This is a genomic window from Aureimonas sp. AU4 (assembly GCF_001463765.1).
Lineage (GTDB): Bacteria > Pseudomonadota > Alphaproteobacteria > Rhizobiales > Rhizobiaceae > Aureimonas.
In genome coordinates, this window is the sequence record NZ_BBWK01000021.1 from 10,971 (window position 1) to 35,301 (window position 24,331).

General features: G+C 70.3%; 22 protein-coding genes. 12 read left to right on the top strand and 10 right to left on the bottom strand.

The genetic code is table 11. From position 1 onward, the window contains the following. Positions 1–14: 14 nt before the first annotated feature. From AUL35_RS07360 to AUL35_RS07405, 10 genes are read right to left on the bottom strand one after another with little or no spacing between them, the layout of a single operon-like run. Positions 15–1,019: an ABC transporter ATP-binding protein gene (locus AUL35_RS07360; protein ID WP_062013560.1), complete on the bottom strand. Its 1,005-nt coding sequence runs from the start codon at positions 1,017–1,019 to the stop codon at positions 15–17. Then, complete coding sequence (locus AUL35_RS07365; protein WP_062013562.1) at positions 1,016–2,041, bottom strand: ABC transporter ATP-binding protein; 1,026 nt, start codon at positions 2,039–2,041, stop codon at positions 1,016–1,018. Before AUL35_RS07365 ends, AUL35_RS07360 begins: the two co-directional genes overlap by 4 nt. Continuing rightward, complete coding sequence (locus tag AUL35_RS07370) at positions 2,038–3,438, bottom strand: dihydroorotase family protein (RefSeq protein WP_062013564.1); 1,401 nt, start codon at positions 3,436–3,438, stop codon at positions 2,038–2,040. Before AUL35_RS07370 ends, AUL35_RS07365 begins: the two co-directional genes overlap by 4 nt. Next, entirely contained in the window at positions 3,435–4,865 is a 1,431-nt protein-coding gene (locus AUL35_RS07375) for a hypothetical protein (protein WP_062013566.1), read from the bottom strand. The genes AUL35_RS07370 and AUL35_RS07375 overlap by 4 nt, the downstream gene beginning before the upstream one ends. After that, positions 4,862–6,043 (bottom strand): pyridoxal phosphate-dependent aminotransferase, encoded by a 1,182-nt coding sequence (locus AUL35_RS07380; RefSeq protein WP_062013568.1) that lies wholly within the window; start codon positions 6,041–6,043, stop codon positions 4,862–4,864. The genes AUL35_RS07375 and AUL35_RS07380 overlap by 4 nt, the downstream gene beginning before the upstream one ends. A gap of 5 nt (positions 6,044–6,048) precedes the next feature. Next, positions 6,049–7,281, bottom strand: coding sequence for an amidohydrolase family protein (locus AUL35_RS07385; RefSeq protein ID WP_062013570.1), 1,233 nt, complete (start codon positions 7,279–7,281; stop codon positions 6,049–6,051). A gap of 39 nt (positions 7,282–7,320) precedes the next feature. Continuing rightward, on the bottom strand, positions 7,321–8,490 hold the full coding sequence (locus AUL35_RS07390; RefSeq protein ID WP_062013572.1) for a Xaa-Pro peptidase family protein: 1,170 nt from the start codon (positions 8,488–8,490) through the stop codon (positions 7,321–7,323). Beyond that, positions 8,487–9,569, bottom strand: a complete 1,083-nt coding sequence (locus AUL35_RS07395) for an Ldh family oxidoreductase (protein WP_062013574.1) — start codon at positions 9,567–9,569, stop codon at positions 8,487–8,489. Before AUL35_RS07395 ends, AUL35_RS07390 begins: the two co-directional genes overlap by 4 nt. A 6-nt stretch (positions 9,570–9,575) precedes the next feature. Beyond that, complete coding sequence (locus AUL35_RS07400; protein WP_062013576.1) at positions 9,576–10,457, bottom strand: DUF4438 domain-containing protein; 882 nt, start codon at positions 10,455–10,457, stop codon at positions 9,576–9,578. Further along, positions 10,454–11,314: a DUF4438 domain-containing protein gene (locus AUL35_RS07405; protein WP_244493692.1), complete on the bottom strand. Its 861-nt coding sequence runs from the start codon at positions 11,312–11,314 to the stop codon at positions 10,454–10,456. The genes AUL35_RS07400 and AUL35_RS07405 overlap by 4 nt, the downstream gene beginning before the upstream one ends. Before the next feature lie 220 nt (positions 11,315–11,534). Between AUL35_RS07405 and AUL35_RS07410 the strand changes: the two genes are divergently transcribed. The 12 genes from AUL35_RS07410 to AUL35_RS07465 all read left to right on the top strand — a co-directional run bounded on the left by AUL35_RS07410 (position 11,535) and on the right by AUL35_RS07465 (position 24,331). Then, complete coding sequence (locus AUL35_RS07410) at positions 11,535–13,067, top strand: carboxypeptidase M32 (RefSeq protein WP_062013578.1); 1,533 nt, start codon at positions 11,535–11,537, stop codon at positions 13,065–13,067. Beyond that, the gene (locus AUL35_RS07415; protein WP_062013580.1) at positions 13,064–14,254 is read left to right on the top strand and encodes a pyridoxal phosphate-dependent aminotransferase; all 1,191 of its coding nucleotides are present in this window, start codon (positions 13,064–13,066) and stop codon (positions 14,252–14,254) included. The genes AUL35_RS07410 and AUL35_RS07415 overlap by 4 nt, the downstream gene beginning before the upstream one ends. Before the next feature lie 14 nt (positions 14,255–14,268). Then, positions 14,269–14,748 carry a VOC family protein gene (locus AUL35_RS07420; protein WP_244493693.1) on the top strand — a complete coding sequence of 160 codons (480 nt, stop codon included), beginning with the start codon at positions 14,269–14,271 and terminating at the stop codon, positions 14,746–14,748. Next, positions 14,729–15,745 carry a succinylglutamate desuccinylase/aspartoacylase family protein gene (locus tag AUL35_RS07425; protein ID WP_062013582.1) on the top strand — a complete coding sequence of 339 codons (1,017 nt, stop codon included), beginning with the start codon at positions 14,729–14,731 and terminating at the stop codon, positions 15,743–15,745. Before AUL35_RS07420 ends, AUL35_RS07425 begins: the two co-directional genes overlap by 20 nt. Continuing rightward, positions 15,745–16,692, top strand: a complete 948-nt coding sequence (locus AUL35_RS07430) for a polysaccharide deacetylase family protein (RefSeq protein WP_062013584.1) — start codon at positions 15,745–15,747, stop codon at positions 16,690–16,692. Before AUL35_RS07425 ends, AUL35_RS07430 begins: the two co-directional genes overlap by 1 nt. Continuing rightward, positions 16,692–17,183 (top strand): ureidoglycolate lyase, encoded by a 492-nt coding sequence (locus AUL35_RS07435; protein ID WP_062013586.1) that lies wholly within the window; start codon positions 16,692–16,694, stop codon positions 17,181–17,183. Before AUL35_RS07430 ends, AUL35_RS07435 begins: the two co-directional genes overlap by 1 nt. Beyond that, a complete protein-coding gene (locus AUL35_RS07440; RefSeq protein ID WP_062013588.1) occupies positions 17,180–18,091 on the top strand; it encodes an NAD(P)-dependent oxidoreductase in 912 nt (303 codons plus the stop codon). The genes AUL35_RS07435 and AUL35_RS07440 overlap by 4 nt, the downstream gene beginning before the upstream one ends. Beyond that, positions 18,088–19,152, top strand: coding sequence for a Gfo/Idh/MocA family protein (locus AUL35_RS07445; protein ID WP_062013590.1), 1,065 nt, complete (start codon positions 18,088–18,090; stop codon positions 19,150–19,152). The genes AUL35_RS07440 and AUL35_RS07445 overlap by 4 nt, the downstream gene beginning before the upstream one ends. Before the next feature lie 16 nt (positions 19,153–19,168). Then, positions 19,169–20,728: an ABC transporter substrate-binding protein gene (locus AUL35_RS07450; protein WP_062013592.1), complete on the top strand. Its 1,560-nt coding sequence runs from the start codon at positions 19,169–19,171 to the stop codon at positions 20,726–20,728. A gap of 88 nt (positions 20,729–20,816) precedes the next feature. Beyond that, the gene (locus AUL35_RS07455; RefSeq protein ID WP_062013730.1) at positions 20,817–22,364 is read left to right on the top strand and encodes an ABC transporter substrate-binding protein; all 1,548 of its coding nucleotides are present in this window, start codon (positions 20,817–20,819) and stop codon (positions 22,362–22,364) included. Between the two features lie 34 nt (positions 22,365–22,398). Further along, a complete protein-coding gene (locus AUL35_RS07460) occupies positions 22,399–23,373 on the top strand; it encodes an ABC transporter permease (protein ID WP_062013594.1) in 975 nt (324 codons plus the stop codon). Positions 23,374–23,386: 13 nt separating this feature from the next. Beyond that, positions 23,387–24,331, top strand: a complete 945-nt coding sequence (locus AUL35_RS07465; RefSeq protein WP_244493694.1) for an ABC transporter permease — start codon at positions 23,387–23,389, stop codon at positions 24,329–24,331.

Here is a 24,331-nt window from a genome sequence, read left to right on the forward strand (position 1 = left end):
GTCTCGAAAAAAGGTCAGGGGGCGGTGCGGATGCAGGCGCTGAACTGGCCCGGCGAGACGGGCCTCAGCTCCGGCACGACGCGGGCGCAGTCGGCGATCGCCTGCGGGCATCGCGTGCGGAAGACGCAGCCGGACGGCGGCGAGATCGGGCTCGGGATGTCGCCGGTGAGGATCGTGCGCTGCGGGCGGCGGTCGGGGTCGGGCTGGGGCACGGCCGACAGCAGCGCCTGCGTGTAGGGGTGGTTGGGCGCGGCGTAGAGCGTGCGCGTCGGCGCGATCTCCATGATCCGGCCGAGATACATGACGATCACCCGGTCCGAGATGTGCTCCACCACCGCCAGATCGTGAGCGATGAAGAGCATGGTGAGGCCGAGCGCGTCCTTGAGGTCCTGCAGGAGGTTGATGACCTGCCCCTGGATCGACACGTCGAGCGCCGAGACCGGCTCGTCGGCGACGATGAAGTCGGGCTCGACGGCGAGCGCGCGCGCGATGCCAATGCGCTGGCGCTGGCCGCCGGAGAACTCGTGCGGGAAGCGGTCGAGATAGTCGGCCGATAGTCCGACCTGCTCCAGGAGCTGGACGACGCGCGCCTCGCGCTCGCGCGCCGGCACGATGTCGTGGACGGAAAGGGCGTGGGCCAGGACGGTGCGGATCTTCTCGCGCGGGTTGAGGCTGGCATAGGGGTCCTGGAACACGATCTGCATGCGCTTGCGCATGGCGCGCATCTGCGGCCGGCCGAGAAAGCCGAGATCCGTGCCCGCGAAGCTCACCGAGCCGGCGGTCGGGATCTCCAAGCGCAGGATCGTGCGCCCGACCGTGGTCTTGCCGGAGCCCGACTCGCCGACAAGCCCCACGACCTCGCCGCGGTTCACCGTGAAGGACACGTCCTCCACCGCATGGACGTGGCGCTGCACCCGGTTGAGGACGCCGCCCCGGATCGGGAAGTACTTGCGCAGGTCCGAGACGACGAGAAGCGGATCCGACGACGCCTGCGGCACGGGCGACAGGAGCGCGCTCATGCCGCCCTCTCGGCGAGCTCGAGTTCGCGCCAGCGGAAGCAGCGGACGCTGCGCCCCTCGCCCGCCGTCTCCAGCGGCGGCTCGCCTTCCGCGCAGCGGGCCAAGGCGTGGGCGCAGCGCGTGCGGAAGCGGCAGCCGGCCGGCAGGCGGCTCAGCGGCGGCACGTAGCCCGGGATCGTCTGGAGGCGCGAGCGCTCCGCCGACGCGCCGAGGCGCGGGATCGCGCGCATCAGGCCGGCCGTGTAGGGCATCAGGGGCCGCGCGAAGATCTCGCGCACCGAGCCGGTCTCGACCACCTGGCCCGCATACATCACCACCACGCGGTCGGCCATCTCGGCGACGACGCCCAGATCGTGCGTGATGAAGACGATCGCCATGCCAAGCCGCTCCTGCAGGCTTCGCATGAGGTCGAGGATCTGCGCCTGGATCGTCACGTCGAGTGCCGTCGTCGGCTCGTCGGCGATCAGGACGCTCGGCTCGCAGGCGAGCGCCATCGCGATCATGGCGCGCTGGCGCATGCCGCCCGACATCTCGTGCGGGAAGCTGTTCGCTCGGCGCTCGGGCTCGGGAATGCCGACGAGGCGCAGCATGTCGACGGCGCGGGCGCGGGCCGCCGCGCGCGGCAGGCCCTGGTGCTCGCGCACGACCTCCGCGATCTGCTCGCCGACCGTATGGACCGGGTTCAGCGAGGTCATCGGCTCCTGGAAGATCATGCCGATGTCATTGCCGCGCACGCCCCGCATCTCGCGTTCGGACAGGTTCACGAGGTCGCGTCCGCGCAGGCGGATGCGCCCCCGCGAGATCCAGCCGACCTTCTTGGGCAGGAGGCGCATGATGGAAAGGCTGGTGACCGACTTGCCGGAGCCGGACTCGCCGACGATCGCGACCGTCTCGCCGGCGCGAAGCGAGAAGCCGACCCCGTCCACGGCGCGGACCTCACGGCCCTCCCCGATCGAGAAGCTCGTCTGGAGGTCGTCGACCTCGAGAAGCGGGGGCGCGAGGGCGGCGTCGGATCGGCTCAACGGAAGGCTCCCTGATGATCTGGCGTCAGATACTGGCCGCTCGCGGGAGCGGCGCATAGCTCGCCGGCGGCATAGACCGGCCGCCCGGCGAGGAAGGTCGCCGCGACCCGCCCCCGGAAGCGCCGGTCGGCATAGAGGTGCGCGACGTCGCGCGCCTTGGTGCGCATCGCGCCGAGCGGGAAGCGCGTCTCGCCCGCAAGGTCCACCAGCGTCAGGTCGGCATCGAAGCCCGGCTCGACGCGGCCCTTCGTGGGCAGGGCGAAGCGCCGGGCCGGCTCGGCACTCAAGAGCCGCGCGACGTCGGGAAGCGAGAGCCGCCCCTCGGCCACAGCGTCGAGCAGCGTCGGCACGAGGATTTCGAGGCCCGGCGTGCCGGGCGGGGCGCTTGTGAAATCGCCGTTCGCCCGTTCCTTGTCGGCGAGGCTGAAGGCGGCGTGATCGGTGGTGACGAAGCCGATTGTTCCGTCCGCCAACGCCTCCCACAGCGCCGCGCGGTCCGAGGGGCCACGGATCGGCGGGTTGACGCGGCCGAAGACGCCGGCCCGCGCGACGTCCTCCCCGCCCGTGAAGAGGAGGTAGTGCGGGCAGGTCTCGGCGGTGAAGTCCGAGGTCCCGCGAAAGGCGCGCAGGACGCGCACCGTCGCGGCCGAGGTCACGTGGGCGATGTGGAGCTTCGCCCCCGCCTCCATGTTCATCGCGAGCAGCCGGGCGACCGCGACGCTCTCGCACAGCGCGGGGCGCATCCGCTCGTGGGTCGCGGCACTTTGCGGGTCGAGCCCCTGCGCGGCCGCCGCGAAGTGATCGAGAAGCTGCGCGCTCTCGGCGTGGACGATCACCGGCAGTCCGGTGCGCGCGCAGGCCCGCAGCGCCTCGAACTCCTCGCCCTCGTCCGGCCGGGCCAGCCCCGCGAACTCGGTCTCGCGGCCCGCCGGCATGGCGGTGGTGAAGATCTTGAAGGCGATCGCGCCGGCCTTCCGGATCGCTTCGATGCTCGCGTCGTCCAGGCTGCCGGGTGCGGCGATCATCGCGAAATGGGCGAGCGCCCGTCCTTGGAAATGCTCGGCGCGCACGCGTATCCGCTCGCCGGAATTGCAGCAGGGCTGCGTGATCGGCATCTCGAACAGCGCCGTGATGCCGCCCGCAATGGCGGCCGCCGTCTCGCTCTCCACCGTGCCGCGCTCGGGAAAGGCCGGCGCGCGCACGTGGACGTGGATGTCGATCGCGCCCGGCAGGACGTGGAGGCCGGCGGCGTCGAAGGTCTCGCGCGCGTCGGCCGCCTCGCCCGGCGCAAGGAGCAGGGCGACGCGCCCGTCCCGGATCGCGATGTCGGCCGCCCGCACGCCCGCCTCGCCGACGACCTCCGCCCCCCGGACGACGATGTCGAACGGCCCGCTCAATGGAGACCGAGCTCGCGCAGGGCGGCGGCGACGCCGTCGAGATGGGTGAGGTGCATCGAGGCGTAGTTGGGCGCCAGCACCACGCCGTGCCCGCCCGCGCGATAGGTCGCGAGAACCGAGCGGTAGGCGATGTCGGGCGTGCATTGGGCGGTTTCCGCGCGCGTGCGCGGCGCGTCGACGCCGAGCCCCATATAGACCTTGGCCCGGCCCTCCACCCCGCGCAACGCATCGGCGCACTGCCCGAAGACGTAGGTGTCGGGGTCCATTCCGGTCTCGACGAGCTTGTCGAACGGCGCCTCCTTCAACCCGAGCAGCCGGTACAGGACGGCGGTCGCCTCGCCCGGCTCGAAGTCGCGCAAGATCGTCTTGCGGAAGAAGCCGAGCTCCTTGGCGAACACCTCGCCTGCCTGGTGCTGGTAGGTGATGGGCTTCACCCAGTCGGCGTAGAGCGTCTGCTCGGCCCAAGGCCACTGCGCCTTGCGGAAGATGTTGAAGTGGTTGCGGTTCCAGACGTTGAGCCCGAACGGGAGGGTTGGGCGGCACCATTTCACGAGGCCGTAGAGTTCGCGGTCGAGGTCCTTGTTGCGCTCCAGCCAGAAGCGCTCCCAGATCAGGGCTTCGGGGTGGGCGAGGAGCGTGCGCAGGAAGGTGACGAAGGTGCCGTCGGCAAAGCTCTTGCCGGCCGCCGCTTCCTGGCAGAAGTCGTAGAGGCGCAGGAGCGCCTCGCGGCAGCGTTCCGCGTCGACGCCACGCTCCGCCGCCTCGCGCCGCGAATGGGTGGAGAAGTCGCCCGGCGCCCCGCCCTGGATCAGCGTGTCGAGCGGCGAGTTGCGCTCGTTGCACCACATCAGGCCGTCGATCGGGTAGCGGCGCACCTGGTCCTCCACCATCGAGAGGATCCAGTTGCGGTAGCCGGGATGGCTGGTGGAGGGCTCGGGCCCGAGCCGGCCGAAGAGGTCGACCTCCATCGCCTGCGGCAGGTTCGGAATGTCGACCGTGCCGGCCGAGCCGTGGCCGGAATACTTGAAGAAGGGCTCCATCAGCTCGACGAAGACCTTCATGCCGCGCCGATGCGCCTCGGGCAGCACCATGGCGAGGATGTCGCGTCCCTCGAACTCGGGATCGCGCGTGCGGTAGTCCGCCATGAACGTGTCGCGATAATAGGCGGGATCGGGCTGGAAATAGGCCCCGCCCCGCAGCGCGTAGGGCTCGGGGATGCCGTGGTCGGGCCAGCCGTCCAGCGCGTGGCTGATCGAGCGGCCGGTCTTGAGGCCGAGCCAGGACACGGTGCCCAGCATCAGGACGTTGACGCCGACGCGGGTCTGCAGCGTGTCGAGCACCGCATCCACGCCCTCGTCGAGGAACGAGATGGGGCTGACCTGGATGCCGACGAACTTCTCGGCCGGATCGGGACGAGGCGCGCTCATGCGGCCTGCGCCTTCAGGCCCTGAATGAAGCCTTCCATACGCGCGATCGCCTCGCGGATGCGCTCGATCGGCTGGAGAAACGAGACGCGGACGTAGCGGTCGCTCTCGTCGCCGAAGAGCGCGCCCGGAAACAGCAGCACCCCCGTCTCGCGCAGCAGGCGCTCGCAGAAGACCGGGGCCGACAGCCCCGTCGAGGAGACGTTGGTGTAGAGGTAGAAGGCCCCGCCGGGATGGCCGAACGAGAGGCCCATGCGCCGGAACGCCTCGGTCAGCGCCGCGCGCCGCTCGGCATAGGCCGCGATCATCGCCTCGATCGGCTCGGACGGACCTTGAAGGGCCGCGAGCGCGGCGTGCTGCGAGATCGTGCAGGCGTTGATCGAGAGCGTGTGGCGCGGCTCGGTCATCTTCGCGACGAAGTCGGCGGGCGCCGCGAGATAGCCGACGCGCCAGCCCGTCATGGCATAGGTCTTGGAGAAGCCGTTCAGCGTGACCGTGCGCTCCTTCATTCCGGGCAGCGTCGCGATCGAGAGGTGTTCGTTCCCCTCGTAGATGATCTGAGCGTAGATCTCGTCGGAGACGACGATGATGTCGTGCCGCTGCGCGATCTCGGCGATCTGCCGGATGGCGTCCGGCGGCGTCACGGCGCCTGTCGGGTTGTTGGGCGAGACCAGCACGAACAGGCGGGTGCGCGGCGTGATGCGCCGCTCGATCTCGGCGGGGTCGAGCGCGAAGTCGTTCTCCTCCACGGTCGGCACCGGCACGGGCACGCCGCCCGCCAGCCGCACCGCCGTGTCGTAGGTCGTGAAGCGCGGCGAGGTGACGAGAACCTCGTCGCCCGGTGAGACGAGGCCGAGCATCAGGAGCGTGATGGACTCCTGGACGCCCGCCGTCACCACGATCTCGTCGGCCCCATAGCGGAGCCCGTAGAGGTCGGCCAGGTGCTCGGCGATCGCCGCGCGCAGCGCCGGCATCCCGGTGGGCGCGGTGTAGTGGTGCTGATTGTCGCGGATCGCCCGGATCGCGGCCTCCGCGATATGAGGCGGGGTGTGGAAGTCGGGGTCGCCGCGGCCCATGGCGATGACGTCGGGCTGCGTCGCCGCGATGGCGAGCATCTTGGTGCGGAAGGACTCGTCCTCCTCGCGGATGCGGGGGGCGATGCGGTCGAAGAGCGTGCTCATGGCGTTCAGTGCATCCGCTGGCCGGCGATGAAGGTCATCGCGACGTTTCGCAAGGCGAAGAGATCCTGGTCGGGCTTGCCCGGCACGACGATGAGGTCGGCGGCCTTGCCGGCCTCGAGCGTGCCGACCTCGTGATCCATGCGGCAGACGCGCGCCCCGCGCTGCGTGATGGCGCGAAGCGCGTCCAGCGGCGAGCGGCAGACGCCGACGCGCACCATGAAGTCGAGCTCGGGCGCGATCTGGTCGTGCTCGACGGCGGGGCTTCCGGCATCCGTGCCGAAGGCGATCGGCACGCCGGCTTCCGCCGCCGCCTTGAGGCCGGCGAAGCGCTTGGGATCGGCGACCGCCTTCTTGCGCTCATTGATCTTCCATTCGGGAATGGCGAAGCGCCGCGCGATCGCCTCGTCGGCCTGCAGCACGAGGGCCGAGAAGGTGGTGACGATCGGCAGCTTGCGGTCGAGAAGGACCTGGATCGTCTCGTCCGACATGGAGCCGCCGTGCTCGACGCAGTCGATGCCGAACTCGGCGACGCGCCGGATACACGCGTCGTAGGTCGCGTGGGCGGTGATCGGCAGCTTGTTGCGGTGCGCCTCGTCGATCACCGCGTGAAGCTCCTCGTCGGTGAACTCCAGCGTGTCGTGGCAGGCCATGATCTTGATGAGGTCGGCGCCGCCGCGCACCTGCTCGCGCACGGCGCGGCGCATCTCGTCGGCCCCCGACGCCTCGCGGCAGACCCAGTAGGTGTGGCCGCCGGTCTGGATGATGCTGCTGCCCGACACCTTGAGCCGGGGCCCGGGCACGATGCCTTGCGCGACCGCCTGCTTGGTGAAGAGGTTGGCGTCGTGGACGCCGAGGTCGCGCACGAGCGTGACGCCCGCGCGCAGCGACTTGAGCATGTTGCCGGCTGCCTTGTAGGCGCGGATCTCCGGCGCGTCGTGCATCGACTGGAAGGACAGTTCGTGGATGCCGTCCCAGGACAGGTGGGCGTGGCTGTTCACGAGGCCCGGCATGATCGTCTGGCCGCCGGTGTCCTCGGGCTGGAGAGCGCCCGTGTCTCCCAGCCCCGAGCGCTCGCCGACCCGCGCGATGCGCCCGCCCCGGATCTCCACGAAGCCGTCCTCGATCACCGTGTCGTCGTGGCACGGGATCACGCGTCCGAGGAGGATGCGGTCGGGCGCGTGGCGCTCGAACATCGGCTTGATGATCGTCTGGTAGTGCCAGCTTGCGGGTTCGGGCATGGGACCGGGCCTTCGGGTTCGGATAGGACGAGATGGACGTCAGGCGAGCGCGACGACGCGGCGCTCGATCGGATGCGCGGCGAGGAAGCGGCTCGGCACCTCGGTGCCCGCCTCGCCCGCGATCAGCGTGTTGATGGTGCGGAAGCCGTCGCGGCCGGGGCGGTAGACGCCGGGCTCGGACGAGAAGACCATGGCGGGCTCGACCGGGGTCGGATCGCCCGGCGCGAGCCAGGGGCCCTCGTGACCCTCGACGCCCATGGCATGGCCGATGCGATGCCGGATCGCCTCGCCGAGCCCCGCCTCGCGCAAGGGCTCCATGGCGCGCCGGTTCACCTCATGGCACGGCGTGCCGGGTTTGAGCGCCTCCTGCGCGGCCCGGTCGCTCCGCTCCATGGCGCGCGCGACGCGCACCTGCTCGGCCGTGAGATCGCCGAGAAACAGCGTCGCGCCGCTTTCGGCGTGGTAGCCGCCGAGGCACGCGCCGATCCCGGCGATCAGCGTTTCGCCGGCCTCCGGGCGCCTCAGCGAGGTGGCGCCGTGCGGCAGCGCCGCGCGCGGGCCGGAATGGACGGAGGCCGTGATCGCGAGCCGCGTTCCGGCAAAGCGCGCGCCGTGCGATGCTTCCAGAGCCTGCCGCGCATGGCCCGTGCAGTCGGCGAGAAGGTCGAGTTCGGTCCCGCCGTCCCGGACGATCGCGCCGGCCTGGGTCAGGAGGCGTTCGAGGCAGAGGTCGGCAAAGCGCGCGGCCTCACGTACCAGCGCCAGTTCCTGCTCTGTTTTGCGGGCGCGAAGGGGCGCGGCGAGGTCGACGAGGCGCAGCTCCCGAACCTCGCCCCCGCAGGCATGCAGCAGGCTCGCATCCAGCGCGTCCACCGCGAGGCGCAAACCCGCGGCGCGCCGGCCCATCCAGAGCTCGGCCGGCACCTCGCCGGGATATTCCTCGTAGGTCTCGACCCGGAAGAGCGCCGCTTGGGCCGCGTTCTCGCGCTCGAGATCGGGCACAAGGAGTTCGGGCTGATCGGCATCCAGCCGCACGAGGACGCCGGTGGGCCGCTCGTTGGCGTGGAAGTCCCAGCCCGTGAGGTAGCGCACGTTGCCGGGCCGCAGGAACAGGGCGGCGTCGAGCCGCTCGGCCGCGATCCGTGCGCGCAGGCGATCGAGGACGCCGCGCCGGAACGCATCCCCGAGCGGCTCCAGCGCAGCGCTCACAGCCGCTCCTCGCGATAGGGGCCGATCTCCTCCAGCGTGGAGGCGACGCCGAGCTCGCGGCCGAGCGCCTTCAGATCGGCCAGCACCTCGTCGTCGAGCGGCACGCCGGCGCCCGACTTTCGCTCGACGCGCCGCGCCTCCTGCTCGCCCGGCAGGAGAACTTCCGTGAAGCCCGGGCGCGTGGCACGGCTCTTCACCATGTCGGCGAAGCGGTCCATGCGCTCGCGAAATGCGGGCAGCGGCATGAACCATTCAATGTCGATCGCGGTCAGCGAATGCGAGACGTCGAGGCGGCCCTGGTCGCTGTAGGGCATGAGGCCGAAGCCCCCGCCCCCGATCACGCCGGTCAGGACGTCGGTCATGAAGGCGAGGCCGTAACCCTTGTACTCGCCGATCGCGAGCAGCGCGCCCTTCATGGCGGCGTCGGGGTCGTCGGTCTCGTGGCCGTCGGGCGTCAGCGCCCAGTCGCGCGGCATGCGCTGTCCCTCGCGCGAGCGCCAGAGCATCATGCCCTTGCCCGCCGTCGTCAGCGCGAAGTCCATGACCACCGGAAAGCCGAGGCCGGTCGGGGCGGCGATGCCCCAGGGATTGGTGCCGACCGCCCCCTCGCGCGCACCCCAGGGCGCCATCTCGGGGCCGGCATTGGTGTAGGCGACGCCGATGCAGCCGGCTTCCTCCGCCTGGCAGGCGTGGACCGCCGACGAGCCGTAATGGGTCGAGTTGCGCACGATCACCGTGCCGATGCCGTTGGCCTTGGCCTTTTCGATCGCGAGCCGCATCGCCTTGGCGGCGGCCACGGTGCCGAGCCCGTTATTGGCGTCGAGAAGGGCGAGCGAGGGCGCGTCCTTCACGGTGTCGAGCGGCGCGCGCGGGTTCACCAGCCCCTGCCCGATGCGCTCCTGGTAGCGGCGCAGGCGCCGGACGCCCTGCCCGTGGCCGGGATGGAAGCGCAGCTCCGAGAAGACCAGCGCGCCCGCGAAGATCGCGGCGTCCTCCGCCGTCAGGCCGAGCGCCTCGAAGCCTTCCGCCATGAAGCGCTCCAGGCTCGCGCGCTCGACCGTGGTCATCGTGATCGCCATGGCGGGTCAGGGCTCCAGGTCGAGAAGGGTGCGGATGTTGGTGCCGGCGGCCTCGAAGGCGCCGAGCCGCTCGTCGGGGGCGGTGAGGAGAATCGTGAGGCCCGGCCCGTAGCCCGCGCGCGGGCCGTCGCCCTGCCCGACCACGCCGATGCCCATGGCGCCCCGCAGGTAGCCGTGGTTGTAGCGGCTGTCGGTGTCGGCCACCGCGACGACGTCGCCAAGCCGCAGATCGTCGAGGCCGAAGCGCTCCAGCTCCGCTTTGTCGCTCGACTGGATGTGGAGGCTTCCCCCTTCCGAGGTGAGACCCGCGCCCGCGCCTACCAGATGGGGCGGCACGGTCGCCGTGACGCCGACCTCCAACCGCCCGTCGTTGCCGAGCCGCGTCGGCAGCGCCGACAGGAGGCGCGGCGACAGCCCCTTGAGCTGGATCTCGGGATGGTCGGCCAGTTTCAGGCCCGTGCCGAGAGCGCGCACCACGATCGCGTCGCCGACCGCCATCAGGAGGCGGCTCTCGCGCGGAAAGTGGACGATGAGCTGCTCGGCGAAGCGCCCGGACTTGCCGGTGACGACGCCGCGCGTTCCCGCCGCCCGCCCCGTCATCACGACCGCCTCGTTGCCGACGCAGGCGAACACGTTGAGGCCGCGGTTCTTCAGGTCGTCCGCGCCCCGGATCGAGACGCCGGGATGGATGCAGTCCGCCGCCCAGCCGAAGGCGCGGTCGCCCACCGACACGTTGTAGACGATGCCGCCGAAGGTCGGCAGCAGGAAGGGCCTCCCCTCGGCCGAAAGCCGGTAGGGCTCGGCCGGCAGGCCCGGGAAGCTCGAATGGACGATCTGGCCGCCTGCCGAGACACAGACGAGATCGGCCTCGTTGGTCCGCACGCTCATGCCTGTTCTCCGATGCCCAGAAGCGAGGCGATGTTGGCGCCCGGATCGATGCGGAAATCGAGCTCGCCGCCGACCGCGCTCATCAGGGTGAGGATGCCGGGGCCATGGCCCGTCATCACCGAGTCGCCGTGGATGCAGAGCGCGATCGTGACCGCGCCCTCGCGATACGAGCGGCCGAAGCGGTGGTCGGCGTGGCGGATGCCGATGAGGTCGCCAAGGCGCATCCGGTCGACGCCGAGTTCCGCCATCAGCGCGCGGTCGCCGCTCATGAGGTCCTGGTCGACATATTCCGAGTTGAGCTCCGCGCCCGAGCCCATGATGCGGATCGGCAGTTCCATGGCGACCGGCACGACCAGCGTCCCGTCGTCCCGGCGCTCCAGCCCCAGCGCGTCGAGAAGGCGCGGGCTGGTCTTCTTCACGTCGATGCCGGGCAGCCCGTCGAAGGCAAGGCCCCGGCCGTGGGCGCGGATCTGGATCGCATCGCCGATGTTCAGCCGCTCCAGGATGTCGGGCTCGAAGTCCACGAGAAGGCGTGCGTGCTCGCCGGTGACCGTGCCGGTCGCGCCCTTGGCGAGCCCAGAGGTCACCACCGCCTCGTTGCCGATGCAGCTGAGATAATGGAGCGCGAAGTCGGCGCGCTCGTCGGGATGCGCGATCGAGACGCCGGGCTCGACATGGTCGCCGGCCCATCCGAAGGCGCGGTCGCCGACGCGGGCGTTGAAGGCGATGCCGAACATGCCGGGCAGCATCTCGCCCCGTCCGTCGGGATGGTGGACGTAGCCGCCGGGCCTGAGCGCGGGCTGCGAGACGAAGCCGCAGACCGCCATCTCGACCAGCGCGTCGCGGTTCGACGCCACGCCCGGCCCCGCCGTTCCGCCCGAACCCCCGCTCGGAAAACTTGAGATCCCCTCGCTTGACAACGTCCCCGATCCCTCGTCACTATCACCGTCAAAATGTATACATTCAAACAGTGATCACACGCAGCCGAGGTCGTCAAGCGGTCTTGGCAAGGGATCGAAAAGGCTCCGGAAGCCCCTCGCTGGGGACCTTCCGGGCCGGAAAAGAGCCGAGCCTTCCATGAGTTACGCCGAGCTGCTCGACACGATGGGACAGGTGAACGACCTGCTCAACGCCGAGTCCATCCTGAAGTGGGACGCCCGCACGATGATGCCCTCGGGCGGGACCGAGACGCGCGGCAAGCAGATCGCGACGCTCGCGGTCTTCGCCCGCGACCTCCTGGTCGCGGACCGCACGCGCCGGCTTCTGGACGGGGCGGAGCGCGAGACGGCGGGAGCAAGCGAGGACAGCGTCGAGCGAACGATCGTCGCCCAGGTGCGCGAGGCGGTGGACTACCATCTCGCCATTCCCGCCGACCTCCAGCGTCGTCGGGCGGAGCTCGGAACCGTCGGCCAGCGCATCTGGGCCGAGGCGCGCGCCCGGTCCGACTTCCAGCTCTTCCTCCCGGTCCTAGAGGAGACGGTCGAGATCAACCGCGCCATGGCCGAGGCGATCGGCTACAGCGAGCACCCCTACGACGCGCTGATGCACCGCTTCGAGCCGGGCGAGACGGTCTCGACGCTCCGACCGCTCTATGCGCGGCTGCGCGAGGTGCTGGTGCCGCTCGTGTCGGCGATCGCGCAAGTCGAGCCGCCGCGCTTCGACTTCCTGGAGCGCCACTATCCGGTGGAGCAGCAGCACGCCTTTGCGCTCAAGCTCGCCGAGAGCGTCGGCTACGACTTGGGGCGCGGCCGGCTCGACGAGACGGTGCATCCGTTCGAGGTGTCGTTCACGCGCAACGACGTGCGCATCACCACGCGCTTCTACCCCGACTACATGCCCGCCAGCCTCTTCGGCGCGCTGCACGAGGCGGGCCACGGGCTCTACGAGCAGGGCGTCGACGAGGCCTACACGCGCACCCCGCTCGCGACCGACCTCGTCGGCCTTTATGCGGTGGGCGGCGTCTCGTTCGGGGCGCACGAGTCGCAGTCGCGCCTGTGGGAGAACCATGTCGGGCGCTCGCGCCCCTTCTGGCAGCGCCACTTCCCGCAAGCGCAGGCGACCTATCCCGAGCAGCTCGGCGACGTGTCGGCGGAGGAATTCTACCGCGCGGTGAACCGCTGCCGGCCGGGCCTTATCCGCGTCGAGGCGGACGAGCTGACCTACGACCTCCACATCATGCTGCGCACCGAGATCGAGGCCGCGCTGATCGACGGCTCGCTCAAACCCCGCGACCTGCCCGAAGCCTGGAACGCGGCGGTCAAGCGCGATCTCGGGCTCGACGTGCCGAGCGACCGGCTCGGCTGCCTGCAGGACGTCCACTGGTCGTCGGGCCAGATCGGCACGTTCTGCAACTACACGATCGGCAACGTCATGGCCGGCCAGCTCTTCGAGGCGGCGCAGGCGGACGGCGCGGTCGCGGCGGGTCTCGAGCGCGCCGACTACGAGCCGCTGCGCCGCTTCATGGGTGAGCACGTCCACCGGCACGGGCGGCGCTACGGGCGCGACGAGCTCCTGCGCCGCGCGACCGGCCGGGCGCTCGATCCCGAGCCGTACCTGAAGCACCTCTCCGCCAAGTATCGCGAACTCTATGCCCTGGGAGACGCCGCGTGAGCCTCGCCGACCGCCTCGCCCGCCGCGTCAAGCTCAAGGACGCCCATCTCGTCACGCGCATGGCCGACATCGCGGCCACCCTGCCCGACGTGATCCGGCTCGGCCGGGGCGATCCCGACCTCGACACGCCCGCCCATATCGTGAAGGCGGGCCAGGACGCGCTCGGGCGCGGCGAGACGCATTACGGTCACCCGCTCGGCCTGCCACCCTTACGCGAGGCGATCGCGGACGACATCCGCCGGCGCGGCGGGGCGGACTACGGCGCCGACCAGATCGTGGTGACGCCGGGCGGCCAGCACGCCATGTTCGTGATCGCGCTGGCGTTGCTCGACCCGGGCGACGAGATCGTCGTGCCCTGCCCCGGCTACAATCCCTATTCCCAGGCGGCCGAGCTGGCCGACGCCACCGTCGTCTCCGTGCCGATGACCATGGAGACGAACTTCACGCTGACGGCCGAGATGGTGCGCGCCCATCTGACGCCGCGCTCCAAGATCCTCGTCCTCATCAACCCCAACAATCCGACCGGCACCGTGACGCCGCCGGACGAGGTGGCCCGCATCGCGGAACTCGCGATCGAGCATGACCTCATCGTCGTCTCCGACGAGATCTACGCCCGCCTCACCTTCGGCAACCAGCGCATCCAGCCGGTGGCGGCGCTGCCCGGCATGGCGGAGCGCACGATCACGCTCTCGGGCTTCTCGAAGGCCTATGCCATGACTGGCTGGCGCATCGGCTACTTCGCGGCGCCCCGTGCGCTCGTGCCGGCCATGAGCGAGATCAACCACGCCTTCGCGATCTCCACCGCCTCGGTCTCGCAGCACGCCGCGCTCGCCGCCCTCACCGGGCCGCAGGACTGCGTGGAGGACATGCGCCGCACCTATGACGAGCGGCGCCAGGCGCTGTGCGAGGGTCTGCGCTCGCTCGGCATCCCCTATGCCGAGCCGCAGGGCGGCTTCTACGTCTATGCCGACGTGTCGGTGACGGGGCTGCCGGCCACGCTCTTCTGCGAGCGGCTGCTGCGCGAGGGCCGCGTCCTGGTCTTTCCCGGTCAGATCTACGGCGACCACACCGACGACTTCGTGCGCATGTCGCTGACCCAGCCCGTGCCCCGCATCCGAGAGGCGGTCGCGCGCATGCGCGCGGTGATCGCCGCGATCCGCTCCGAAACCCGCGCTCCGGCCGCCTGAAGAGGGTTCCCAACGTGAAGTCCGACAATCCCAACGTCCGGTCGATCAAGCACATGGCCTTTGCCGTGCGCGACGCGGCCGAGGCCCTGAAGGCCTACGCGCAATTCCTCCACGTGCCCGCCGACACGGCGCTCACGGACTATCCGAAGTCGAAGAACCGCGTCGCGCTCTTCAACCTGGGCGGCATCGAGTACCAGCTCTGCCAGTCGCTTGAGAAGGGCGGCCGCTTCGACCAATGGATCGAGGAGCGGGGCGCCGAGGGGCTCCACCACATCTGCTACGAGGTCGATTCCATCGACGCGGCCCTCGACCATGCGCAGGCGCAAGGGGCCAGCCTTCGCCTGTGCAAGGCGTGCGGCGTGAAGGGCTCGCACCCCCATCCCGAGGGCTACGTCGCCTTCCTCGACAACGACGCCGGCGGCGTCGAGATCGAGTTCATGCAGGTCTACACCCCCGAAGAGCTCGAGAAGTACAATGCTTACAAAGGCATCTGAGGCCCCCGCGCAGGCCCGCACCGTCACGGTCGGCACGGCCAGCGCCGCGCCCGGCGAGGTGGTGCGCGGCGTCATCCCCGTCACCGAGCTCGCCGGCGGCACCAAGGTCGAGATCCCGCTCGTCGTCGTCAACGGCGTGAAGCCCGGCCCCGTCTTCTGGGTCGACGGCGCGATCCACGGCGACGAGCCGGAGGGGCCGCTCGCCTGCCAGATCGCGCTTCGCGAGGTGGACCCGCAGCGTCTGGCCGGCACGCTGGTCATGGTGCCGGTGCTGAACGTCCTCGCCTTCGAGGCCGCCAATCGCGGCAACCCGGGCGACACCTTCTCCTTCGACATGAACCGCATCTATCCAGGCCGGGCCGACGGCTACCTGTCGGAGCGCGTCGCCTGGGCGCATTCGCAGTGGATGAGCGAGGTCGCCGACTTCGAGATCTCGATCCACTCGGGCGGCGCCCACTCCTATCTCGCCAAGGCGATCTTCGTCGACGAGACGCCGGCCTCGGTGGAACTGGCGCTCGCCATGGGCGAGGGCTGGGGCAACATCATGTCGAACTTCCTGCCCAAGGGCTCGCCCATGGCGCAGATGAAGGCGATCGGGAAGACCGGCATCACCGTGGAGCTGGGCGGCCGCTCGGCCACCGGCCCGGAGGCCTTCGCGCATGTGGGACGCGAGCTCGCCAACTCGATCCTCAACATCCTGCGGCACTACAAGATGTATCCGGGCGAGGCCGTGTATCCCTCGCCCCGCTACAAGGGCCAGCAGGAGGCGCTACTGGCTCCCGCGTCCGGCATCTTCATTCCCGAGCCCGGCACGAAGTTCCTGACCCTGATGAAGAAGGGCGACCCGATCGCCACGATCCGCAACGTCTTCGGCGACGAGATGGGCAAGCTCGTGGCCCCCGCCGACGGGCTGATCTTCGGCCTTCGCGCGCTGCCCAACGTCAATACGGGCGACTGGTGCTGCTTCTACTGCAAGGTCGAGGGAACGCGCGACTGATGGACGGGGCGGGCGGCACGGCACCTTCGATGCGCGACTTCGTCGGCTATGCCGACCGCCCGCCGAGCTTACGTTGGCCGGGCGGGGCGGGCCTCGCCGTCAACTTCGTGCTCAACTACGAGGAGGGCGCGGAATACTCGGTCGACGACGGCGACGGGCGCTCCGAAACGGCGCTGATCGAGATCGCGCAGCCGCGCGTACCGGTGGGCGAGCGCGACCTCGCCTCCGAGAGCATGTACGAATACGGCAGCCGCGTCGGCTTCTGGCGCCTCCACCGCATGTTCCGCGAGCGCGACCTGCCGCTGACCGTCTTCGCCGCGGCACTGGCCTTGGAGCGCAACCCGCAGGTGGCGGCGGCGGTGCGCGAGAGCGGCTGGGACGTCGCCTGCCACGGGCGGCGTTGGATCGAGCACTATCTGATCGACGAGGCGACCGAGCGGCGCGACATCGCCGAGGCTTATGACAGCGTCGCGCGCACGACGGGCCGCCCGCCGGAAGGGTGGTACTGCCGCTACAGCCGCTCGCCTCGGACGCGCCGCCTCCTCGTCGAGCACGGCGGCTTCGCCTACGATTCCGACGCCTATAACGACGAGATCCCCTACTGGACCGAGGTATCGGGCAGGCCCCACCTCGTCGTGCCCTACTCGCTCGTCACCAACGACGCGAAGTTCCTGCAAGGGGGATGGGTGACGGGGCGCGACTACGGCGAGTTCCTGATCGAGAGCTTCGACACGCTGCTGGCCGACAGCCGTCACGCGCCGCGCATGATGTCGGTCGGCCTTCACCCGCGCGTCGTCGGCCATCCCGGGCGCGCCTCGGGCCTCGCGCTGTTTCTCGACCATGTGGCGCGCTCGCAGGGCGCCTGGGTCGCGCGGCGCGGCGAGATCGCCGCCCACTGGCGCGCCGCCATGCCCCATCGCCGCCCCGCGGAAAGGGCCGTCTCGTGATGCGCCCTGTTGCCTGCGCGCCGCTGACCGAAGACGCCTTCCGGCCCTTCGGCACCCTGATCGCGCCGCCCGGCGCGGTGGGCGAACGGCGTCGCTTCGACGCGCTTCTCCACCCGGCGCCGTCGGAGCCTGGTCTTGCCCCCGTCTTCCACACCAACCTCGTCGCGCCCGTCACCCTGCCGCACGAGATCGCGGCTCTGGAACGCCACCCGCACGCGGCTCAAGGCTTCGTGCCGCTGGATGCCGGGCGCTTCCTCGTCGTCGTGGCGCCCTCGACCGCTAGCGGCGAACCGGACCTGTCCGCCGTTCGCTCCTTCGTCGCGCCGGGCGGCGTCGGCGTCGTCTACGGGCGCGGCGTCTGGCATGCCGGCGCGCGCGCCCTCGACCGCGCGGCGAGCTTCGCGGTCCTCATGTGGCGCGGCCTTCCCGACGACGACGTGTTCCTGTCCGTTCCCCCCATCCGCATCGAACCGGAGCCCGCCTTCGCATGAGCGGCACGCTCCTTCTCACCGGCGCGGGCGGCTTCGTCGGCGCGCATCTGGCGGAAGGTCTCACGGCGCTCGGCTGGCGCGTGAGCGCGCTCGACCGCGCCTTCGACGCAGCGACCCGCCGCCGGCTCGGCGCCGCGCGCCTCGTGGAGGGCGAGGTTTCGGCCTCCGCGATGGAGGGGGCGGGCCACGGCTTCGACGTGCTCATCCACGCCGCCGCCCTGACGACGCCGCCCGAAGGCCTCGGTCTTTCGGTCGCGGCCTTCGTGCGGCTCAACCTCGACCCGCTCTTGTCGGCGATTGAATTCGCCTCGCGCGGCGGCGCCCGCCGCCTTCTGTTCCTGTCCTCGTCCGGCGTCTTCGAGGCGGGGGGCGAGCGGGAGCGGCCCCTCGACGAGAGCGCGGCGCCGGACGCCGCCCATCCCTACGGCGTCGCCAAGCGCATGGGCGAGCTGGCGATGGAGACGCTGCTTCCCGCCGCCGTGAGGGGACTGACGCTGCGGCTCGGCCCCGTCTTCGGCCCGCACGAGGCCGCGCGCGAGAGCCGCGCGCGCCTGTCGCCGGTGGCGACGTGGATCGCGGAAGCGTCCGCCGGTCGCTCGCCCCTGGTCGAGAACGCGCTCTCGCGCCGCGACTGGACCTTCGCGCCGGACCTGGCGCCCGCGATCGACCGGCTCGTCCGGCGGGAGGCGACGGGCCTCCTGCACCTCACCTCCGGCGAGGCGATGGACGATGCCGCGCTGGCCGGGCGCATCGCGCGGCATCACGGGCTGGGTGCCCGGATCGCGGAGCCGCCCCTTGGCTCCCCGCGCCGACCCATGGTCTCGCGGCGCGGCGAGCTCGCGGACTTTCCCTGGACGCCGATCGAGGCGGGCCTCGCCTCGCTTCTCCCACGAAAGGCCGCCGCATGACCGGGACGCCGCTTCGCATCGTCCTCGTCGGCCTCGGCGCGCGCTCGCGCTATTGGCTCGACGTCATCGAGGCCGACCCTGAGGCCCGTGTCGTCGCGCTGATGGATCCGGTTGCCGAGCGCCGCGCGGCCGCCGGCGAGCGCTGCCCCGGCGCCCTGCTTCTCGCCTCGCTGGACGAGATCGCTGGTGTCGAGGCCGACGCGGTGCTGCTCGCGACCCCGCCCGGCGGACGCGCGGCGCAGATCGAGGCCGCCTGCCGCGCCGGTTTGGCCATCCTGGCCGAGAAGCCGCTCGCCGACACGCTGGCGGAGGCCGCGCGGCACGTGGCGACGGCCGAGGCGGCGGGCGTGCCGCTGATGGTCGGGCTGAACTTCCGCTATCTCGCGGTGACGGAAGCCACGCGCCGGCTCTTCGCGTCCGAGGTGGGCCCGCCGGCCTTCTCGCGCTTCACCTACGAGCGCTGGCGCGACGGCCGGCAGGCCCATCTCAACAAGTACCCGCTCGAGATGGCGCAGCCCATGCTGTGGGAGCAGTCGATCCACCATCTCGACCTCCTGCGCCATGTCTATAGCGTGGAGCCGGTGCGCATCTATGCCCGGACCTTCAACCCGCCCTGGTCGATGTACCGCGACGATGCCAACGTCTCGGCGCTCGTCACCTTCCGGAACGGGGTCGAGGTGAACTACCAGGGCACTTGGGCCGCGAACTGGCGCCGCCCCGCCTTCGAGTGGCGCCACGAGTGCGAGCGGGGCGTCGTGCTCCAGCGCGACCAGTTCGGTGAGCTCAGCTTCGCGCGGCGCGACGACGAGCGCGAGACCGCGGTTTCCCTGCCGCCCTACCGGCAGTGGATCGACGACGCGGCGGCCCTTCTCGTCGCCTTCCGCCGCGCGCTCGCCGGCGAGACCCCCCTGCCCTGTTCGGGCGCCGACCACCTGCGCTCGCTGCGCATGGTGGAAGCCTGCATCCTGTCCTCGACGAGCGGACAGGCGATCGCGATGGACGATCCCCGGCTCCTCCCGCCGGCGACCGCCCGCATGCCCCATGCCACCCCGACAGCTTGAGAAAGGACGCCCGACCATGACATCCAGCCGTCTCCTCCTGGCAGCGCTTGCCGCAGGCGCCCTCGCCGCTCCGCCGGGCGCGCACGCCGCGCCGGCCGACGACACGATCGTCGTCGGCATCTCGGCCGACGCCTCGACCTTCGACCCCGATGCGATCGCCTCGCGCGACAACTCCAACATCGCCAAGCACATCTTCGGAACGCTCTACGAGGTCGATCCCGAGGGGAAGATCGTGCCGGACCTCGCCGAGTCCTACACGGAGGCCGCCGACGGCCTGTCCTACACCTACAAGCTGAAGCCGGGTCTCACCTGCGAGGACGGCGAGGCTCTGACGGCCGAGGACGCGGCCTATTCCTTCAACCGCGCCGCCGACCCGAAGAACGCCTTCACCGGCAACACGCCGGGCTTCGTCTTCACCTCGATCGACTTCAAGAGCGCCGAGGCCGTCTCCGACAGCGAGGTGAAGGTCAATATCGGAACGAAGAATCCGGTGTCCTTCGGTCTGATCGCCGAGGTCTTCATCCACTGCAAGGACAGCTACGAGAAGATGAGCCTGGCCGACGCGGCGGCCAAGCCGGTCGCCTCGGGTCCCTATCGCCTGGTGAGCTGGGATCGCGGCAGTCAGGTGAAGCTGGAGCGCTGGAAGCCCGACGGCGCGAAGTTCAAGACCATCACCTGGCGCATCATTCCCGAGGCCTCAACGCGTTCGGCCGAGTTGATCGCCGGCAACGTCGACATCATCACCAACGTCGCGCCCGACCAGATCGGCGCGATCGACGCCTCGGGCGCGGCCGAGGTCAAGAAGGTCCAGGGCACGCGCCGCATCTATGCTGGCTTCAACCAGCGCGCCGACTTCGCCTCGACGCCGGGCGGCGCCGCCGTGCAGAAGCCCGAGGTGCGCCGGGCCCTGCAATACGCGATCGACGTGCCGGCGATCTGCAAGCAGCTCCTGAACTTCGAGTGCACGCGCGCCACCGGCCTCGTGAACCCGCCCAATGACAACAAGTCGCTGGCGCCATACCCCTACGACCCCGACACGGCCGAGAAGATGCTGGACGAGGCCGGCTATCCCAGAGGGGCCGACGGCACACGCTTCGAGCTGAAGTTCCAGGCGCCGCGCGGCCGTTACCTCAACGACGCCAACGTCGCGCTCGCGATCGGCCAGTATCTCAGCGACATCGGCGTCAAGACCGACGTCGAGCTCATGGAATGGGCCTCGGTCTACGTGCCGCTGATCTCCAAGCACGATGCGGGCCCGCTGTTCCTGCTCGGCTCGGGCGGCGGCACCTGGAGCCCGCTCTACGACATGACCGACCTCGCGACGCCGGAATCGGGCACGAACTACACGAACTGGTCGGATCCGCGCTGGTACTCGGGCTGGCCCGAGATCGCCGCCGCCAAGACCGACGAGGAGCGGCGCCCGATCATCGATCGCATGCTCAAGGTCTTCTACGACGACGGGCCCTGGCTGCTTCTCTACTTCCAGCCCGACTTCTACGGCGTCTCCAAGCGCGTCGACTTCACGCCGCGCCGCGACGAGAAGGTCTACCTCTTCGACGTCGGCCTCGCGAAGTAGCCGTCCCCTGCGCGCGGGGGATGGGGAGGTCCCCCGCGCGTCCCGACCAGCAGACGTCTCGCCCCCTTCTGACCAAGGATTGACGACCGTGCGCAGCCTTCTTCCCGCATCCCTTCTGATCCTCCCCCTCCTCGCGGCGTCCGCCCTCGCGGCTCCGCCCGACGACACGCTGGTGGTCGGCCTGTCGGCCGACGCCTCCTCCTTCGATCCCGCGCAGATCGCCTCGCGCGACAACGCCAACATCGCCAAGCACATCTTCGCGACCCTGTTCACCGTGAACTTCGAGGGCGAGATCAAGCCCTATCTCGCCGAGTCCACCGAGGTCAGCGCCGACGGGCGCGCCTACACGTTCACGATCAAGCCCGGCCTCACCTGCGAGGACGGGGAACCGCTGACGGCCGACGACGTCGCCTATTCGTTCAACCGTCCGGCCGACAAGTCCAAGAACTTCACCGGCAACTCCGCCGGCTTCGTCTACACGACGCTCGGCTTCCAGTCGGCCGAGGCGCTGGACGAGCGCCGCGTGCGCATCAACCTCGCCGCCAAGACGACGCTCGCGCTCGGCATGATGGCGCAGGTCTACGTCCATTGCCGCGACAGCTACGAGAAGATGACCCTCGACGAGGCGGCGATCCATCCCGTCGCCTCGGGCTCCTACCGACTCGCGCGCTGGGATCGCGGCTCGCAGATCGTCCTGGAGAAGCGCCAGGAGCCCGCGAACTTCCGCCAGATCGTCTGGCGCGTGATCCCCGAGGCCTCGACGCGCACGGCCGAACTCATCGCCGGCAATGTCGACCTCATCACCAATGTCGCGCCCGACCAGATCGGCGCGATCGACGGCTCGGGCACGGCGAGCGTCGCCAAGGTCGACGGCACGCGGCGCATGCAGGTCGGCTTCAACCTGTCGGAGGCGGCGAAAAGCCTGCCGGGCGGCAAGGAGATCCAGGACCCCAAGGTCCGCTGGGCCCTGCAATACGCCGTGGACGTGCCGGGCATCTGCACGCAGCTTCTCGGCACCGAATGCCGCCGCGCGACGAGCCTCGTGAACCCGCCGAACGACGACCCCTCGCTCAAGCCCGTGCCCTACGATCCCGAGAAGGCCGAGAAGCTCCTCGACGAGGCCGGCTATCCCAGAGGCCCCGACGGCGTACGCTTCCGCACCACGCTCCAGGGTCCGCGCGGGCGCTATCTCAACGACGCCAACGTCGTGCAGGCCATCGGCCAGTACCTCACCGACATCGGCGTCGAGACCGATGTCGAGCTCCTGGAATGGGCCTCGGTCTACTCGCCCCTGCTGCGCGCCAAGAAGATGGCGCCGCTCTTCTTCCTCGGCCAGGGCGGCGTCACGTGGAACCCGCTCTACGACATGAGCCTTTTCGCGACCCCGGACGCCACGACCAACTACCAGAGCTGGAACGACCCGCGCTGGTACGCCGACTGGAAGGTCGCGCTCGAGGCCGATACGGTGGAGGCGGCACGCCCGGCCATCAACCGCATGCTCAAGCTCTTCTACGAGGAGGGACCCTGGCTGCAGCTCTACTTCCAGCCCGACTTCTACGGCGTGTCGCACCGCATCAGCTGGCAGCCGCGGCGCGACGAGGAGATCGACCTCTTCGAGGCGAGGCTCGCCCCGTGAGGGCCGGCCGCGTCCGGCAGGGGGACAGCGCCTGATGGGGACCTTCCTCGTCCGCCGCCTCCTCCAGAGCCTGATCGTGATCGTGGGCGTCACCGCGATCACCTTCGTGGCGCTCCAGATCGGGGGCGACCCGACCTACCTCTACGTCTCGGAGCGGGCGAGCGAGGCGGAGATCCAGCAGACCCGCGCCGCGCTCGGCTTCGACCGCCCGCTGCCCGAGCAGTACCTGTCCTTCGTCGGCCGCCTCGTGCAGGGCGACTTCGGCACCTCGCTCGCCTTCAAGCGACCGGCGATCGAGCCGGTGCTGGAAGCCCTGCCCGCCACGATCGAGCTGACGCTCTTCGCCATGATCTTCGCGATCGGGCTCGCCATCCCGCTCGGCGTCTTCGCCGCGCTGAACCGTGGCACCTCGGTGGACGGCTCGATCATGACGCTCGGCATGCTCGGCCAGTCCATCCCCTCCTTCTGGCTCGGCATCATGATGATCATGATCCTCGGCCTCCAGCTGCGCTGGTTCCCGATCTCGGGCCACGTGCCCTTCCTGATGCCGCTTCTGGAAGGGCATGTCGTCGAGGCCTTCCGGCAGCTGCCGCAGGCGCTCTACTATCTCGTCATGCCGGGCGTGGCGGTGGGCTTCTATTCGCTCTCGCGCAACGCCCGGCTCGTGCGCTCCTCCATGCTGGAGGTGCTGGGCCAGGACTTCGTGCGCACGGCCCGATCCAAGGGCCTCTCGGAATGGCGCGTCGTCGTCCACCACGCCCTGCGCAACGCCTGGCTGCCGGTGGTCACCATGGTGGGCCTCGAGTTCGGCTTTCTTCTCGGCGGCGTCGTCGTGGTGGAGATGGTCTTCTCCTGGCCCGGCATCGGGCGCCTCATCTTCAACGCCATCAACCAGCGCGACATTCCCGTGGTCCAGGCGGCCGTGATCGTGCTGGCCGTGGTCTTCATCGCGCTGAACCTCGTGGTGGACCTCGTCTACGCGCGCATCGACCCGCGTGTGAAACTGTGAAGGGGTTCCAGTCATGACCGTCGAGGCCCTCCCCCCGGCGACCGTCGAGGCGCAGGCGCCCGCGCCCTCGCTCCTGCCGCCGCCCACCCGCCGGCAGGCGATGCGGCGCGCGGTGCGCTCCATGGTCGGCGCCCGCTGGCCGCTGGTCGCCGTCGCGATCCTCGCCGTGGTGGTCTTCGCCGCCCTGTTCGGGCCGCAGGTCTCGCCCTTCGATCCGAACCGGCAGAACATCATGTTGCGCCTCGCCGACCCGATGACCGAGGCGCGGCGCGGCGGGACCTATCTCCTGGGCACCGACGGGCTCGGCCGGGACGTCCTGTCGCGTCTTCTCTACGGCGCGCGGGTCTCGCTCCTGGTCGGCATCTGCGCGATCCTGGTGGGCGGCACGATCGGCACCGTCGCGGGGCTGCTCGCCGGCTATTTCGGCGGCTGGGTGGACGACGTCGTGATGCGGCTCGGCGACATCCAGCTCGCCTTTCCCTTCATTCTCCTCGCCATCATGTTCCTGGTGGTGCTGGGGCCGGGCGTCGTCAACATCATCATCGTGCTCGGTATCGGACAATGGGTGACCTATGCCCGCATCGTGCGGGCGCAGACGCTCTCCTTGCGCGAGAAGGAATATGTCGAGGCGGCGCGCGCGCTCGGCGACCGCACGGTCTCGGTGATCTTCCGCACGATCCTGCCCAACATCGTCGCCCCGCTCACCGTGATCGCCTCGTTCAACGTGGCGAGCGTCATCCTGTCGGAGGCCTCGCTCTCGTTTCTCGGGCTCGGCGTGCCGCCGTCCGTTCCGACCTGGGGCTCGATGCTGGCCGAGAGCCGCGACCAGCTTCTCGCCAACAAGTGGTGGCTCGCCTTCTATCCCGGCATGGCGATCGTCCTGACCGTCCTGTCCTTCAACATCCTGGGCGACTGGTTGCGGGACTTCCTCGACCCCCGCCTCAAGACCACCGGCTGA